This window comes from Micromonospora sp. NPDC050495, assembly GCF_040655175.1.
Lineage (GTDB): Bacteria > Actinomycetota > Actinomycetes > Mycobacteriales > Micromonosporaceae > Micromonospora.
This window is the reverse complement of sequence record NZ_JBFAJK010000001.1, coordinates 185,902-200,474: the sequence shown is the minus strand read 5'-3', so window position 1 is coordinate 200,474 and position 14,573 is coordinate 185,902. Positions and strand designations below refer to the sequence as shown.

Genomic DNA, 14,573 nt, shown 5'->3' with positions numbered 1-14,573 from the left:
CGCAGCCCGACCACCTCGACCGGCCCCCGCTCGACTCGGCCCGACCCGACCGTTCAGCCCCGCCCGACGGCCCGGCCCGACCGCTCGGTCCGGCCACGGAATGCGGCAAACGGTGCTCTCCGCACGGCCTGAAGGCCCACTTTGCCGCAATCCGTGACGCCGCCCGCGCAGCCCGACCACCTCGACCGGCCCCCGCTCGACTCGGCCCGACCCGACCGTTCAGCCCCGCCCGACGGCCCGGCCCGACCGCTCGGTCCGGCCCGGCCCGGCCGGCCACGGAATGCCGCAAGCCGTGGTCTCCGCACCGACTGACAGCCCACCTTGCCGCAATCCGTGACGCCAACCGCGCCGCCCGGCCGCCTCGACCGGCCTCCGCTCGACCCGGCCCGGCCGCTCGGAGGGGCCACGGAATGCGGCAAACGGTGGTCTCCGCACGGATTGAAGGCCCGCTTTGCCGCAATCCGTGGCGCGGGCGGTGCAGCGCGCCCGCCCAGCCCTGACCAGCCCCGACCAACCGGCCGGCGCGGGCGGGCAGGGCGGCGGGGCGGGCAGGCGAGGTGGGGCGGGAAGGGCAGGCGAGGCAGGGTGGGATGGGGAGGGTCGGAGGCGGGGGCGGTCAGTCGGCGGGCGGGTGCCAGGTGGTGCCACGGAGCAGTTGGTCGGCGCCGAGCCAGGCCACGTTCATCATCCGGGTGGCGGTCTTCTCCGGGTCCGCCTCGGGGTGGTCGGCGAGCCAGTCGGCCAGCGACTCGGTCGCGCCGACCAGGGCGTACGCGACGACCTCGAGATCGGTGGGGCGGACCTCGCGGCCGTTGGCGCGCAGCGCGTGGTCCAGCATGCCGGCGACCACGTCGACCAGCCGGCCGCGCATGGTGGCCAGTTCGGCGGCGAACGGTTGGGAGGCGCGGGCCTGCCGGTAGAGCACCGCCCAGCCGTCCCGGTGCGCGCCGACGAAGCCGAAGAAGGCGCGCAGCCCGCGCCAGAGCCGTTCGTCGGCGGGCAGGTCGGGGGCGGCCGCCCCGGCGATGGCCTCCATCATCCGGGTGCCCTCGCGGTGCAGGCAGGCGACGAAGAGCTCGTCCTTCGTCCCGAGGTACGCGTAGACCATCGGCTTGGAGATGCCGGCGTCGTCGGCGATCTCGTCCATGCTGGCCGCGTGGAAGCCGCGGCGGGAGAAGACCTTGACCGCCGCGTCGAGCATCTGCTGCTCGCGGACCGCCCGGGGCAGGCGCTTGAAGGTGGGCGTGCTGGACACCTTGCGAGCATACCTACTCGTGCGTAAGGTTACGCCAGAGTAACCAAGTCGAGAGGTGCATCCCCCATGACTGACTTCGACCCGGCCAACTTCGCGAACGTCGGCCCGAAGGAGTTCGCGCAGCTGGTCAAGTCCACCCCGGACGACAAGATCGCCGAGGTGATGTCGGGCGAGCTGCGCGGCAAGGTGCTGAGCGAGGTCTTCAACCGGATGCCGTCGCTGTTCCGCGCCGACCGCGCCGGCTCGACCAACGCGGTCATCCACTGGAACATCACCGGTCGGCCGGACGGCGGCACCGACACCTACGAGATCGTCATCGACAACGGCACGTGCACCGTCTCGGAGACCCCGACCCGCGACCCCAAGCTCAGCCTCACCATGGGCCCGGTCGAGTTCCTGAAGATCGTCTCCGGCGGCGCGAACCCGGTCATGATGTTCATGACCGGCAAGCTGAAGGCCAAGGGCGACCTGGGTCTGGCGGCCAACATCGCCAACCTGTTCGACATCCCGAAGGCCTGACATGAACGAGTTCTCGCTCGACCTGAACGAGGAACAGCGGGACCTCCGCGACTGGGTGCACGGCTTCGCCGCCGAGGTCGTGCGCCCGGCCGCGGCCGAGTGGGACGCCCGGGAGGAGACCCCCTGGCCGATCATCCAGGAAGCCGCGAAGGTCGGCCTGTACGGCTTCGAGTTCCTCGCCACCTGCTGGGCCGATCCCACCGGCCTCTCGCTCCCGATCGCCAGCGAGGAACTCTTCTGGGGTGACGCCGGTATCGGGCTCGGCATCTTCGGCACCTCCCTCGCGGTCGCCGCGATCTACGGCGCCGGCACCCCGGACCAGCTCGTCGAGTGGGTGCCCCAGTGCTTCGGCGACGTCGACCAGCCGGCGGTCGCCGCGTTCTGCACCACCGAGCCGGAGGCCGGCTCCGACGTCGGGTCGATGCGTACCCGCGCGGTCTACGACGAGGCCACCGACGAGTGGGTGCTCAACGGGCAGAAGGCGTACGCCACCAACGGCGGCATCGCCGGGGTGCACGTGGTCACCGCCTCGATCGAGCCCGACCTGGGCTCACGCGGGCAGGCGGCGTTCGTCGTACCGCCGGGCACGGCCGGCCTCAACGCCACCCGCAAGCTGCGCAAGCTCGGGCTGCGCGCGTCGCACACCGCCGACGTCTTCCTCGACGACGTCCGGGTGCCCGGGCGCTGCCTGCTCGGCGGCAAGGAGGCGCTGGACGAGCGGCTGGCCCGGGCCCGCTCCGGGCAGCGCGCGTCCGGCCAGGCGGCGATGCGTACCTTCGAGCTGTCCCGACCGACCGTCGGCGCCCAGGCGCTCGGCGTGGCCCGCGCCGCGTACGAGTACGCCCTGGACTACGCGAAGGACCGGGTCCAGTTCGGACGGCCGATCATCGAGAACCAGGCGGTCGCGTTCGCGCTCGCCGACATGAAGATGGAGATCGACGCCGCCCGGCTGCTGGTCTGGCGGGCCTCCTGGATGGGCCGCAACAACCGGCCGTTCACCGCGGGCGAGGGCTCGATGTCCAAGCTCAAGGCCGGCGAGGTCGCCGTCTCGGTCACCGAGAAGGCGGTTCAGCTCCTCGGCGGCGCCGGCTTCCTGCGCGACCACCCGGTGGAGCGCTGGTACCGGGACGCCAAGATCTACACCATCTTCGAAGGAACCTCCGAGATCCAGCGGTTGGTCATCTCCCGGGCCATCTCCGGGATGCAGATCCGCTGATCGCCGGCGGACCCCGACCCGACCCGCGACGACATCCGCTGTGCCGAGTGGTACCCGTCGCGGGTCGGGCCGCCGGTCCGCCCTGGCCGGCGTACGCCGTTCCGCGTGTCCGCCGGCTGGACAGATGATCACCTCAGCCGGGCCGCCGGGCCCGGACGGTGCATGATCGGGAGACTCGAACGCGAAGGAGGCTCGGCATGGACCTGCCGTTCATCGTCGCCACGCTGACCCGACGCGGACTGCTCACCCCGGGGCACCCGATCCGGGTCGCCTCCCAGCTCAACGCGCTGCGCCGCTGGGGCTGGAGCCTCGCCGGTGAGCTGCGCCAGGCCGCCGCCCGCGATCCCGGGCGGACCGCGGTCGTCGACGAGAACGGCGGCAGCCTGACCTACCAGGAACTGCTGGACCGCTCGGAACGGCTGGCCCGGTCGATGCGCGCCGTGCTCGGCGTACGCAGCGGCGACCGGATCGGCGTGCTGTGCCGCAACCACCACGGGCTGATCGAGGCGATCGTCGGAGCCATGCTGCTCGGTGCGGACGCCGTACTGGTCAACACCGGGCTCTCCGCCGGCCAGCTCAGCACCGTGGCCGAGGAGCAGAAGTTGCGGGTGCTGGTGCACGACGCGGAGTTCGCGGAGCGGCTCCTCGCCCTCCCCGCCGAGGTGCACCGGGTCGACGAGCGGGGCCAGGAGGAGCTGATCGCCGCCGCCCTGCCCGGGGACCAGCTCCAGCCGCCGGAGCGGGACGGTCGGACCATCGTGCTCACCTCGGGCACCACCGGCGCGCCGAAGGGCGCCCGGCGCCCGACCCCACACGGTTTCGGCCCGCTGGTCTCCATCATCGACCGGATCCCGCTGCACACCCGGGAGACGGTGCTGATCGCCGCGCCGATCTTCCACACCTGGGGGTACGCCGCCCTCCAGGTGGCGTTCGCGCTGCGCGCCACCGTCGTGCTGCACCGCCGCTTCGACCCGGCCGCCACGCTGGCCGCGCTGACCGCCCAGTCCTGCGACGCGCTCTTCGCCGTACCGGTGATGCTGCAGCGGTTGATGGAGGCGCCGCCGCCGGCGGCCCGATCACCGCTGAAGGTGGTCGCGGTCAGCGGCTCGGCCCTCCCCGGCGGGCTGGCCACCGCCTTCATGGACCGCTTCGGCGACGTCCTCTACAACCTCTACGGCTCCACGGAGGTCTCCTGGGCCTCCATCGCCGGCCCGGCCGAGCTGCGGGCGGCGCCCACCACGGCCGGCCGGCCGCCGCACGGCACCCGGCTGGAGGTCCTCGACGACGCCGGCCGGCCGGTGCCGGGCGGGCAGGTCGGGCGGATCTTCGTGGGCAACGAGATGCTCTTCGAGGGGTACACCTCCGGGGCCAGCCGGGAGAGCCACGACGGCCTGCTCGACACCGGTGACCTGGGCCGGGTCAACGCCGACGGGCTGCTCTTCGTCGACGGCCGGGCCGACGACATGATCGTCTCCGGTGGGGAGAACGTCTTCCCGTCCGAGGTGGAGGATCTGATCGCCCGGCTGCCGCAGGTGCGCGAGGTCGCGGTCATCGGCGTACCCGATCCCGAATACGGTCAGCGACTGGCCGCCTTCCTGGCCCTGCACCCGGACGAGCAGCTCGACCCGGCCGCGGTCCGCGAGTACGTGCGGCACTACCTGGCCCGCTTCTCCGTACCGCGGGACGTGGTCTTCGTGAAGTACCTGCCGCGCAACGCCACCGGCAAGGTGGTCGCGCGGGAGCTGCGCCGTTACTACGAGTAATCATCCGGCCGTTCGGTGCGCGTAAGCAGCCGCGCGAGGGACAGATTCGGCGTACGGAGCGTGATAGCCTCTCTCCGCTTTCGTCCCGGGCCGGCAGGTCCTCTCCATGCCCCCAGGAGCCACTAGATGGTCCGAATGCGTCGGCGCTGGGCGCTCGCTCTGCTGGCTGGTGGGGCGTCCGCCGCGGCCATCAACGCGGAGTACTTCTCCGGCCGGACGCCCGCGCCGAGGCCCTCCGACGTGTCGGTGCGGCAGCCGCCGCCCACCCTCGCCGAGGAGAACCTCCTGCCCGGCGAGCCCTGGTGGCCGAAGGAGGGCCTGCCGACCACCGACGACGACCACCGGCAGATCCAGGGGTACGTCAACAAGACCAGCATCCTGCCCGGTGACTCCCTCGACTTCCACGTCGCGGTGAACCCGGCCGGCCGGTACCGGATCACCATCCACCGACTGGGCTGGTACGGCGGTGCCGGCGCCCGCACCGTGTACACCAGTCCGGAACTCGAAGGGGTCCCCCAGGAGGTGCCGGCGGCCGACGCCGCGGACGGCATGATCGCCTGTCGCTGGCCCCGCTCCTGGGGGCTGGACGTGCCCACCGACTGGCCCTCGGGGGTCTACCAGGCGGTGTTCACCTCGGTCGCCGGCTGGCGGGCCTGCACCCCGTTCATCGTCCGGGACGACCAGCGCCGCTCCGACCTCTGCGTGGTCCTGCCGGTCACCACCTGGCAGGCGTACAACCAGTGGCCGAAGGACCGCCGGCAGGGCAAGAGCCTCTACAACGGCTACTCCGCCGACGGCCGCACCGACCCGGAGTTGCGGGCGGCCCGGGTCTCCTTCGACCGGCCGTACGCCAACGAGGGCATCCCCTCCCGCTTCCTTGAGGACCAGCACGCCATCCAGTTTCTGGAGCGGTCCGGCTACGACATCTCCTACGCCACCAGTTTCGACCTGCACTCGGGGCGGCTCGATCCCACCCGGCACCGGGGCATCGTGTTCTGCGGGCACGACGAGTACTGGTCCACCGAGATGCGCGGGGCCGCCGAGCGGGCGGTGGCCGGCGGGACCAGCGTCGCCTACTTCGGCGCGAACAGCATCTACTGGCGCATCCTCGTCGACGCCGCGGACGACGGCCGGCCGGAGCGGACGATCACCTGCACCAAGATCGCGCCCACCGACCTGAGCGCGGTCACCGACGAGACCACCAGCCGCTGGCGCGACCGCGGCGAACCCGAGCAGGCGTTCCTGGGCGTGCAGTACAACGGCGTCGTGGACGGCCGCAAGTCACTGGTCGTACGCGCCGCCGACCACTGGTTCTGGGCCGGCACCGGGGTGGCCGAGGGCGACCGGATCCCCAGCCTCGTCGGCGGCGAGGCCGACGGCCGCTCCCGGGGCGTCAAGCCGCTCCGCGACGTGCGTGCCACGATCCTCAGCGCCTCGCCCTACCGGACGAGTCAGGGCCGGCCGCAGATCCAGAGCAGCCACATCTACGAGACCGCCAACGGGGCGATCGTCTTCGCCGCCGGCACGCTGCGCTGGACGACGGCGCTGAACAGCCCCACCTGGCGCAACGAGCGCATCGAACGGGCCACCCGCAACCTGCTGGACCGGATCGTCGAGCGCACCGTCCCGCCGGCCCAGCCGACCACCCCGGCCACGCCGGCCACCTCGCCGGCCACCCCGGCCGTCGGGACGGTCTAGCGCCCTCGCCCCGGAGCGGACGGTTCCGTCCGTCGGCGGCCCGGTCAGGCCGGCTGATCCGTCCGTCGGCGGCGGTCAGGCCGGCAGGCTGATCCGTCCGTCGGCGGCCGCGGCGGCGATGTCGGTCCGGTGCTGGGAGCCGGCCAGCTCGATCCCCGACACCAGGGCGTACGCGGCCTGCCGTGCCGCCGCCAGGTCCGGGCCGGTGGCCGTGGCGCAGAGCACCCGGCCGCCGGCCGACCGCAGCGTGCCGTCGCCGTCCCGGCGGGTGCCGGCGTGGATCACGCCGGGCTGCTCGGCCCCGGTGATCACGTCACCGGTGCGCGGGGCCGCCGGATAGCCCTCGGCCGCCACCACGACCGTGACCGCCGAACCGTCGCGCCAGCGCAGCGGCGGGTGCGCCGCCAGCGTGCCGGTGGCGGCGGCGTGCAGCAGCCCGGCCAGCGGGGTGTTCAGCAGCGCGAGGACCACCTGGGTCTCCGGGTCGCCGAAGCGGGCGTTGAACTCGATCACGCGGGGGCCGGCGGCGGTGATCGCCAGGCCGACGTAGAGCAGACCCGAGAACGGGGTGCCGCGCCGGCGCATCTCGGCCAGCGTCGGGTGCACGACGTCGCGCATCACCTCGTCGACCAGCCCGGGCGGCGCCCACGGCAGCGGCGCGTACGCCCCCATGCCGCCGGTGTTCGGGCCGGTGTCGCCGTCGCCGGCCCGCTTGAAGTCCTGCGCGGGCAGCAGCGGCAGCGCCGCCTCGCCGTCGGTGACCACGAAGAGGGACACCTCGGGTCCGGCCAGGTACTCCTCGATGACGACCCGGCCGCACTCCGCCGCGTGCGCCTCGGCGACCGCCGGGTCGTCGGTGACCACCACGCCCTTGCCGGCGGCCAGCCCGTCGTTCTTCACCACGTAGGGTGCGCCGAACTCGGCCAGCGCGCGCCGGACGCTCTCCGCGTCGTCGCAGGTGTACGCCCGGGCGGTGGGCACGCCGGCGGCCGTCATCACGTCCTTGGCGAACGCCTTCGAGCCCTCCAGCCGGGCGGCCTGCGCGGACGGGCCGAACACCGCGATGCCCTTGGCGCGTACCGCGTCGGCGACCCCCGCCACCAGCGGCGCCTCGGGCCCGATCACCACCAGGTCGGCGCCGGTCTCCACGGCGAGCGCCGCCACCGAGGCCGGGTCGGTCGCGTCCACCTCCCGCAGTTCCGCCACCGCCGCGACCCCCGGATTGCCCGGTGCCGCGACCAGTGCCTGCACCGCCGGATCGCCGGCCAGCCCGAGGGCGAGCGCGTGCTCCCGCCCACCACTACCCACAAGAAGAACCCGCACGACCCCGCATCCTACTGGCCGCCCGACCCGGCGCAGTTGATCAAGGAGTTCGCGTCTCATCCTGATTGGTTCAGGACGCGAACTCCCTGGTCACCGCGACGAGGGTGGGGAGGCGGGGGCAGGGGGTCAGGGGAGGAGGGGGTGGCGGAGGACGTTCTCTTCGCGGCCGGGGCCCACGCCGACGACGCTCACGCGGGTGCCGGTGAGTTCCTCGATGCGGGCGATGTAGCGGCGGGCGTTCTCCGGCAACTCGTCCTCGGTGCGGGCCTTGGTGATGTCCTCCCACCAGCCGTCGAGCTCTTCGTAGATCGGCGTCGCGTGGTGGATCTCGGTCTGCGTCATCGGCATGTCGTCGTAGCGCTCACCGTTGATCTCGTACCCGACGCAGATCGGCACCTTGGCCATGCCGGTGAGCACGTCCAGCTTGGTGACCACCAGGTCGGTGACGCCGTTGAGACGGCAGGCGTACCGGGCGACCACCGCGTCGAACCAGCCGCAGCGGCGCTCCCGGCCGGTGGTGGTGCCGTACTCGTGGCCGATCTTGCGCAGGTGCTGGCCGTTGTCGTCGAACAGCTCGGTGGGGAACGGGCCGCTGCCCACCCGGGTCGTGTACGCCTTGCTCACCGCGATGACCTTGGTGATCGCGGTCGGCGGGATGCCCGCGCCCACGCACGCGCCGCCGGCCGTCGGGTTCGACGACGTGACGAACGGATAGGTGCCGTGGTCCATGTCGAGCATGGTGGCCTGGGCACCCTCCAGCAGCACCGTCTCGCCGCGGTCCAGGGCGTCCCAGAGCATCACCCGGGTCTCGGCGATGTACGGCCGGAGCCGCTCGGCGTAGCCGAGGTACTCCTCGATCGTCGCGTCCAGGTCGATCGCCTTGCGGTTGTAGACCTTGAACAGGAGCTGGTTCTTCTCGCGGAGCGCCAGCTCCAGCTTCTTCCGCAGGATGCCGGGGTCCAGCAGGTCCTGGAGCCGGATGCCCATCCGGGCGACCTTGTCGCCGTACGCGGGGCCGATGCCCCGGCCGGTGGTGCCGATCCGGGAGCTGCCCAGGTAGCGCTCGACCACCCGGTCCAGCGCCCGGTGGTGCGGCATGATCAGGTGCGCGTCGCCGGAGATGCGCAGCCGGGACACGTCCACCCCGCGCTCGGCGAGGCCGTCGATCTCCTCCAGCAGCACCTTCGGGTCGACCACCACGCCGTTGCCGATGACGATCATCGCGCTCGGCGACAGCGCGCCGGACGGCATCAGGTGCAGCGCGTACTTCTGGCCGTCCGGGGTGATCACCGTGTGGCCGGCGTTGTTGCCGCCGGAGTAGCGCACGACGTAGTCGACCCGCTCACCCAGCAGGTCGGTAACCTTGCCCTTGCCCTCGTCGCCCCACTGGGCGCCGAGGAGCACGATCGCTGGCATCTTCTCCGCCTCCAGAAGGCTCGGGTGCCAGGTGGCGACCGGTCAGCGAGCCCGGGGTGTCAGGCTAACAAGTAGTGACGATGGGACCGGCAGGGGTTCGTCGAGAAGCAGGAGGCTCCTTCGTGTACGACGTGGTGCTGCTCACCCTCGGCTCGGGGCGGGACGCCGCCGGTGGGGGTTGCGGCGGCGGTGACGCCTGCTGCGGCGGCGCCGCCGAGGGAGCCGGCGAGGAGTCCCCGGAGCGCTGCGAGACGCCGCGCGTACCGGTGTTGGCCTGCGCGGACGCGCTGACCGCCCGGGGTGCGCGGGTGGTGACGGTCACCGCCCGGTCGGACGCGGAGATCGACGAGGTGCTGGCCCGGCTGGACGCTCCGCCGCGCGCCGACGGCCTCACCTGGCCCGACCCGGACTCCAAGACCCGTCTCGTGATCGCTACCGCGAGTGACGGACAGTTGCGCGCCGTGCTGCGTCGGCTGGTCCGCCGGTACGCCCCGCCGCCCAGCCGCCGCCCGGACGACCTGCCCGGCGACCGGACCGTGCCGGACCTGCCCCCGGTCGGCGTACTCCCGCTCGATCCGGCCCGGAGCGGTCCGGCGCGGGACCTGGCCGGGCAACTCGGGCTGCCCCGGGACCCGGCGGCGGTGGCCGCCGCGGTGCTGGACGGCACGGCCCGCCGGCTCGACCTGCTGCGCAACGACGGCGGCTCGGTGACCCTCGACGGCGCCCTGCTCGGCGCGGCCGACGACGCGGGCCGGCCGCTGCACTGGCGGGCCCGGGTGGAGGTCGACGGGACGACGCTGAGCGACGGGGACGAGCCGATCATGGCCTGCGCGATCGGCAACGCCGGCGGGTACGCGCGCCTGGCCGACGTGACGCTGCTCGCCGACCCGGACCCGACCGACGGCCGGGTGGAGGTGGCGGTGGCCGTGCCCGTGGTCGCCCGCTCCACCTGGGGCCGCAAGCGGGTACGCCTGGAGGTGCGGCGCGCCCGCGGCCGGGCCGTGGCCGTGGTGCCGCGCGACGACAAGGTGCCCTTCCTGGACGACGGCGTCGAGGCGGAACTGAACCGGAAGCGCTCCTGGTGGATCGAGCCGGGCGCCTGGGCGGTCTGGACCGGCTGACCTCCGTCGATCTTCCGACCGGGCGGCCGGGCAGCCGGACGGCCTATCCTCGGCGGGAGGAATGGGGAGGAACCGTGGTGCACGAGAACGCCGACCGGGCCCACGTACCGGGCCAACCGCCGGTGCCGGAGCGGGACATCGAACCGCTCTGGCCGCCGGAGCAGAACGACCCGGCCGCCACCGTCCCGCCCTGGGCCGCCCCGGCCCAGCCCGGCGCGGCGAGCTGGCCACCCATGCCGCCCGGGGCGAACACACCCAACTGGCCGCCGTCGACCGCGCCGGCCACACCCCCGCCCACCCCCTTGCCACAGCCACCCGTCGACCCGGCGAGCACCCCGCCCGGCCCGGCCCCGGCCGAGGCGACCGCTCCCGGCCCGGCCCAGGCGACCGCTCCCGGCCCGGCCCAGGCCGAGGTGAGCGCCGCCGGCCGGCCTCGGGCCGAGGGATCGGCCCCGCAGGCGGTACGGCCGGCCCCGGTGGACCTGGACCTTCCGTTCACCCTCGACCAGCCGCCCGGGCCAGCGACCGGGTCGGTCCCGCCCTCCGACCTGGCCGGCGCGGCGGACGCGGCCGGGCGGCCCGGGAGCCCACCCGCCGATGACCCGCAAACGCCCGCCCTCGCCGGCGGGTTGCCGGTCCCGACGCCGGAGGCCACGACCCCGCCGCCCGGCCGCGACCACGGCGAGCCCGATCCGGCCGGCGGCGGCGACGAGTCCGCCGGCGGCCCCGGCGGCCGGGGCGAATCACCCTGGGCCCAACCACCGCAGCGCGCCACCGCCACCGAGCCGGCCCCCACGCAACCCGGCACCGAGTCGACGGCGCCCAGCATGACCAACCCGCAACCAGCGCCGCCCGACCAGCGCGCCACCGAGCCGGCCCCGACGCCCGGCCTGGCCGGCGCCGCCCAACCGCTCCCCGACGGCGGTACGACGGACGCGGCGGACGCCACCGGGGACGCCGGGCCACCGCGGCTCGGGCCGTTCCCGCCGTCGCCGGGCGTACCGCTGCACCAGCCGCCCTACGGCAACGGGTCGGCGTACCCGCCCGGCCCGGTCGGGTACGGGCAGCCCGGGTATCCGCCGTCGGGGGTCGGCCCCGCGCCCGGGCCGTACCCGCCCTGGCCGCAGCCGGCCGCGACGGGTGCGCCACAGCCCGCCCCGCCGCAGCAGCCCGGTCCGGCACCGACCGGATACCCGGAGCAGGCGCCGACCGGGTACCCGGAGCAGGGCTGGGCACCGGAGCCCGGGGTCGCCCCGACCGCCGAGGACTTCGCCCGCCGCCGGCAGGCCCGGCCGGTCGACCCGGTGGCCACCATGGGCGTACGGGCCGTGGTGAACCGGATCGGCCTGGTCCGGCTCCCGCCCGGGCGGCACGAGCAGGAGATGAAGCGGGACATCGAGATGGTCCGCCGCAACTTCGGCGGGCTGCGCCAGGTGACCGTGGTCAACCCGAAGGGCGGCGCCGGCAAGACCGTCGCCATCCTGCTGCTCGCCATGACCTTCGGGCAGAAACGCGGCGGGTACGTGCTGGCCTGGGACAACAACGAGACCCAGGGCACCCTGGGCATGCGGGCGCAGCAGGACTTCCACTCCCGTACGGTCCGGGACATGCTGCGCGACCTGGCCCAGTTCCAAGGGCCGCACGGCCGGGTCGGCGACCTGTCGCAGTACGTCCGCTCGCAGGGCGAGGGGATGTTCGACGTGCTCGCCTCGGACGAGTCCGCCACCGGCGGCGAGATGCTCACCGCCGCCGCGTTCGCCGAGATCCGCGAGGTGGTCAGCCGCTTCTACAAGCTGATCTTCGTGGACACCGGGAACAACGTCCGGGCGCAGAACTGGCAGGCCGCGATGGACGCCACCGACCAGTTGGTGGTCACCATGTCGGCCCGCAACGACTCGGCGGAGACGGCCGCCCGGATGCTCGACCATCTGGAGCAGAGCGGCCGGCAGCGGCTGGTGCGGCAAGCGGTCACGGTGGTGTCGATGCCGCCGTCGCGCAAGGAGATCGACCTGCCGGCGATCCAGGAGCACTTCGCCGCCCGGACCCGGGCGGTGCTGCTCGCGCCGTACGAGCGGCTCATCGACACCGGCGAGCCGATCCGGTACGGCCAGCTCTCCTCGGCCACCCGCGACGCCTGGTTGAAGATCGCGGCGGCGGTGGCGGAGGGTCTGTGAGCGGCGCGACGGCCGGCCCCCGGCGGGGCCGGCCGTCACCTGGCACGGTCAGCGGCCGGCCGGCCGGACCGGGGCCGGCCGTCACGTGACGCGGTCGGCGGGCGGCCCGGTCCGGGGCCGGCGGTCGCGGGGCGCGGTCAGCGGCTGGCGAGCGCGTCCGCCGCGGCCGGGTCGCAGTCGCGGAGGAACTGGGCGCAGCGGGCCGCCTCGTCCGCCTCGCCGATCTCGCCCGCGGCCCGGGACAGCACGTAGAGGCAGCGCAGGAAGCCCCGGTTGGGCCGGTGCGACCAGGGCACCGGGCCGTGGCCCTTCCAGCCGCTGCGGCGCAGCTGGTCCAGGCCCCGGTGGTAGCCGGTGCGCGCGTACGCGTACGCCGTGACGACCTGGCCCGCGGCGAACGCCCGGGCGGCGAGCGCCCCCCACGCCGCGCTGTGGGTGGGGAAGCGGGCGGCCACCTCGGCGTACGCCTCGTCGGTGTCCTGCTCGGCGGCGGCCGCCAGCGCGGCGTCGGCCTCCTCGTGCGCGGGCAGGAGCGTGGCCGGTGGCTCAGGCAACAGGTTCTGCATCGCCCCATTCAACCCGCTTCGCCCTGAGGTCCGCGAGAGGGTCGGGCGAGCCGGTCGGCTGAACGGCTGAGGGTTTCGTCACGCCTGCGGCCCTCGGTCCAGTACCCGCGGCCCATCCCGCGCCGCGGTGTTTTCTACTACAACTAATGCTCCGGAGCCTCCCCAGGACCCGGTTGAGCAGGAGCCCGGCGGTCTGACCGTCGGGCTCCTGCGGTCCGTACCGGGTTTGCCGGCTTGCCCCGCGCGGGCAGGATGGCGGGGTGCCGACCCCACCTCCCGCGGACGTCATCGAGCCGCACGACACCAGCCACGACGAGATCGAGACCCGGGCCGAGTTCGAGCGACACCTCGCCACCGGCAGCCTGGCCGGGCTCACCGTGCAGGGCCTCCGCCTCGACCTCGACCCCGTCCCCGACCTGACCCGCGTCGACGTGGCCGACACGCTCTTCGTGGGCTGCCGGTTCGCCGGCCGTGAGGTCGGCGCCGACCTGGTCCGGCGCGGAGCGAACGTGGTGCCGCCGTTCTCGAAGCTGCCCTACCCGACCCAGCAGGCCCACCTCTACACCGCCGACGACCTGGCCGCGGGCTTCGCCGAGGCGGGGTTCGCCGGGATGTACGACACCCGGGTGTACGCGCACTTCCGGGCGCACGGCGGGGCGCTGCCCGACGTCCGCGAGGCGCTCGGCCAGCGGCTGCACGACCACGGGGTGGACAACGCCCTGGCGGACGCCACCCGGGCCTGGCTGGCGGTGCACGGGCCACAGTCGGTGGTGGGGGTGATGGGCGGGCACGCGGTGCCGCGCGGCAGCGCCGCGTACCGGATGGCGGCGGTGCTGGGCTGGGAGCTGGCCCGGGCCGACCGGCTGGTGGTGACCGGCGGCGGTCCCGGCGTGATGGAGGCGGCCAACCTGGGCGCGTTCCTCGCCGGCTGGCCGGCCGACGAGCTGACCGCGGCGATCGACGCGCTGGCCACCGCGCCCGACTTCACCGACCACGACCGCTACACCGAGGCGGCGCTGCGGGTCCGGGAGAAGTACGCCGGCCCGGCGCTGCCCGCCCCGCGCCCGGCGGCCACCGGCACCGAGTGGGCCCGCTCGGGCGGGCTGGCCATCCCCACCTGGCTCTACGGGCACGAGCCGGCGAACCTGTTCGCCGGCCGGATCGCCAAGTACTTCTCCAACGCCATCCGGGAGGACACCATCCTGCGGCTGGCCCGGGGCGGGATCGTCTTCGCGCCCGGCCGGGCCGGCACCGTGCAGGAGGTGTTCCAGGCGGCCACCAAGACCTACTACGGCACCGACGGGGCCAGCGGGGCGTACGTCTTCCTGGACCGGACGTACTGGACGACCGAACTGCCGGTCGAGTCGCTGCTGCGCCCGCTCTTCGCGGCCTCCCCGTTCGGTGACCTGTCGGCCACGGTGCACCTCACCGACGACGTCCGCGAAGCGGTCCAGGTGCTGACCGCCCGGTGAGACGCGGAAGGCCGGCCCCCGCCCGGGGTGCCGGCCTTCCGCTCACGCGC

At 74.2% G+C, this 14,573-nt stretch carries 11 protein-coding genes; 7 read left to right on the top strand and 4 right to left on the bottom strand.

What is annotated here, in order from left to right:
* Positions 1 to 616 precede the first annotated feature (616 nt).
* The gene (locus tag AB0I11_RS00925) at positions 617 to 1,255 is read right to left on the bottom strand and encodes a TetR/AcrR family transcriptional regulator (protein WP_357308558.1); all 639 of its coding nucleotides are present in this window, start codon (positions 1,253 to 1,255) and stop codon (positions 617 to 619) included.
* Between the two features lie 66 nt (positions 1,256 to 1,321).
* On the opposite strand from AB0I11_RS00925, the gene AB0I11_RS00920 reads away from it, so the two are divergent.
* The 4 genes from AB0I11_RS00920 to AB0I11_RS00905 all read left to right on the top strand — a co-directional run bounded on the left by AB0I11_RS00920 (position 1,322) and on the right by AB0I11_RS00905 (position 6,451).
* On the top strand, positions 1,322 to 1,774 hold the full coding sequence (locus AB0I11_RS00920) for an SCP2 sterol-binding domain-containing protein (RefSeq protein ID WP_357308555.1): 453 nt from the start codon (positions 1,322 to 1,324) through the stop codon (positions 1,772 to 1,774).
* 1 nt (position 1,775) lies between these two features.
* Complete coding sequence (locus AB0I11_RS00915) at positions 1,776 to 2,990, top strand: acyl-CoA dehydrogenase family protein (RefSeq protein ID WP_357308552.1); 1,215 nt, start codon at positions 1,776 to 1,778, stop codon at positions 2,988 to 2,990.
* A 197-nt stretch (positions 2,991 to 3,187) separates the two neighbouring features.
* Positions 3,188 to 4,753 (top strand): AMP-binding protein, encoded by a 1,566-nt coding sequence (locus tag AB0I11_RS00910; RefSeq protein WP_357308549.1) that lies wholly within the window; start codon positions 3,188 to 3,190, stop codon positions 4,751 to 4,753.
* A 126-nt stretch (positions 4,754 to 4,879) separates the two neighbouring features.
* Positions 4,880 to 6,451, top strand: a complete 1,572-nt coding sequence (locus tag AB0I11_RS00905; protein WP_357308546.1) for a N,N-dimethylformamidase beta subunit family domain-containing protein — start codon at positions 4,880 to 4,882, stop codon at positions 6,449 to 6,451.
* 75 nt (positions 6,452 to 6,526) lie between these two features.
* Here the strand turns inward: AB0I11_RS00905 and purD are convergent, their stop codons facing one another.
* Both purD and AB0I11_RS00895 read right to left on the bottom strand, forming a co-directional pair.
* On the bottom strand, positions 6,527 to 7,774 hold the full coding sequence (purD, locus tag AB0I11_RS00900; protein ID WP_357308543.1) for a phosphoribosylamine--glycine ligase: 1,248 nt from the start codon (positions 7,772 to 7,774) through the stop codon (positions 6,527 to 6,529).
* A gap of 126 nt (positions 7,775 to 7,900) precedes the next feature.
* Complete coding sequence (locus AB0I11_RS00895) at positions 7,901 to 9,190, bottom strand: adenylosuccinate synthase (protein WP_357308540.1); 1,290 nt, start codon at positions 9,188 to 9,190, stop codon at positions 7,901 to 7,903.
* A 122-nt stretch (positions 9,191 to 9,312) separates the two neighbouring features.
* Between AB0I11_RS00895 and AB0I11_RS00890 the strand changes: the two genes are divergently transcribed.
* Together AB0I11_RS00890 and AB0I11_RS00885 are read left to right on the top strand one after the other, a co-directional pair.
* Positions 9,313 to 10,311: a hypothetical protein gene (locus AB0I11_RS00890; RefSeq protein ID WP_357308537.1), complete on the top strand. Its 999-nt coding sequence runs from the start codon at positions 9,313 to 9,315 to the stop codon at positions 10,309 to 10,311.
* A 74-nt stretch (positions 10,312 to 10,385) separates the two neighbouring features.
* On the top strand, positions 10,386 to 12,485 hold the full coding sequence (locus AB0I11_RS00885) for a chromosome partitioning protein (protein ID WP_357308534.1): 2,100 nt from the start codon (positions 10,386 to 10,388) through the stop codon (positions 12,483 to 12,485).
* A gap of 137 nt (positions 12,486 to 12,622) precedes the next feature.
* Here the strand turns inward: AB0I11_RS00885 and AB0I11_RS00880 are convergent, their stop codons facing one another.
* Positions 12,623 to 13,051: a DUF3151 domain-containing protein gene (locus AB0I11_RS00880; protein ID WP_357308531.1), complete on the bottom strand. Its 429-nt coding sequence runs from the start codon at positions 13,049 to 13,051 to the stop codon at positions 12,623 to 12,625.
* 260 nt (positions 13,052 to 13,311) lie between these two features.
* On the opposite strand from AB0I11_RS00880, the gene AB0I11_RS00875 reads away from it, so the two are divergent.
* On the top strand, positions 13,312 to 14,523 hold the full coding sequence (locus tag AB0I11_RS00875) for a hypothetical protein (RefSeq protein ID WP_357308528.1): 1,212 nt from the start codon (positions 13,312 to 13,314) through the stop codon (positions 14,521 to 14,523).
* Positions 14,524 to 14,573: the final 50 nt, after the last annotated feature.

Excerpts from the sequence above, each read along its gene's own strand:
- AB0I11_RS00910 (WP_357308549.1), top strand. The coding sequence starts at position 3,188 with ATGGACCTGCCGTTCATCGTCGCCACGCTGACCCGACGCGGACTGCTC.
- AB0I11_RS00905 (WP_357308546.1), top strand. The coding sequence starts at position 4,880 with ATGGTCCGAATGCGTCGGCGCTGGGCGCTCGCTCTGCTGGCTGGTGGG.
- AB0I11_RS00920 (WP_357308555.1), top strand. The coding sequence starts at position 1,322 with ATGACTGACTTCGACCCGGCCAACTTCGCGAACGTCGGCCCGAAGGAG.
- AB0I11_RS00915 (WP_357308552.1), top strand. The coding sequence starts at position 1,776 with ATGAACGAGTTCTCGCTCGACCTGAACGAGGAACAGCGGGACCTCCGC.
- AB0I11_RS00880 (WP_357308531.1), bottom strand. The coding sequence starts at position 13,051 with ATGCAGAACCTGTTGCCTGAGCCACCGGCCACGCTCCTGCCCGCGCAC.
- AB0I11_RS00895 (WP_357308540.1), bottom strand. The coding sequence starts at position 9,190 with ATGCCAGCGATCGTGCTCCTCGGCGCCCAGTGGGGCGACGAGGGCAAG.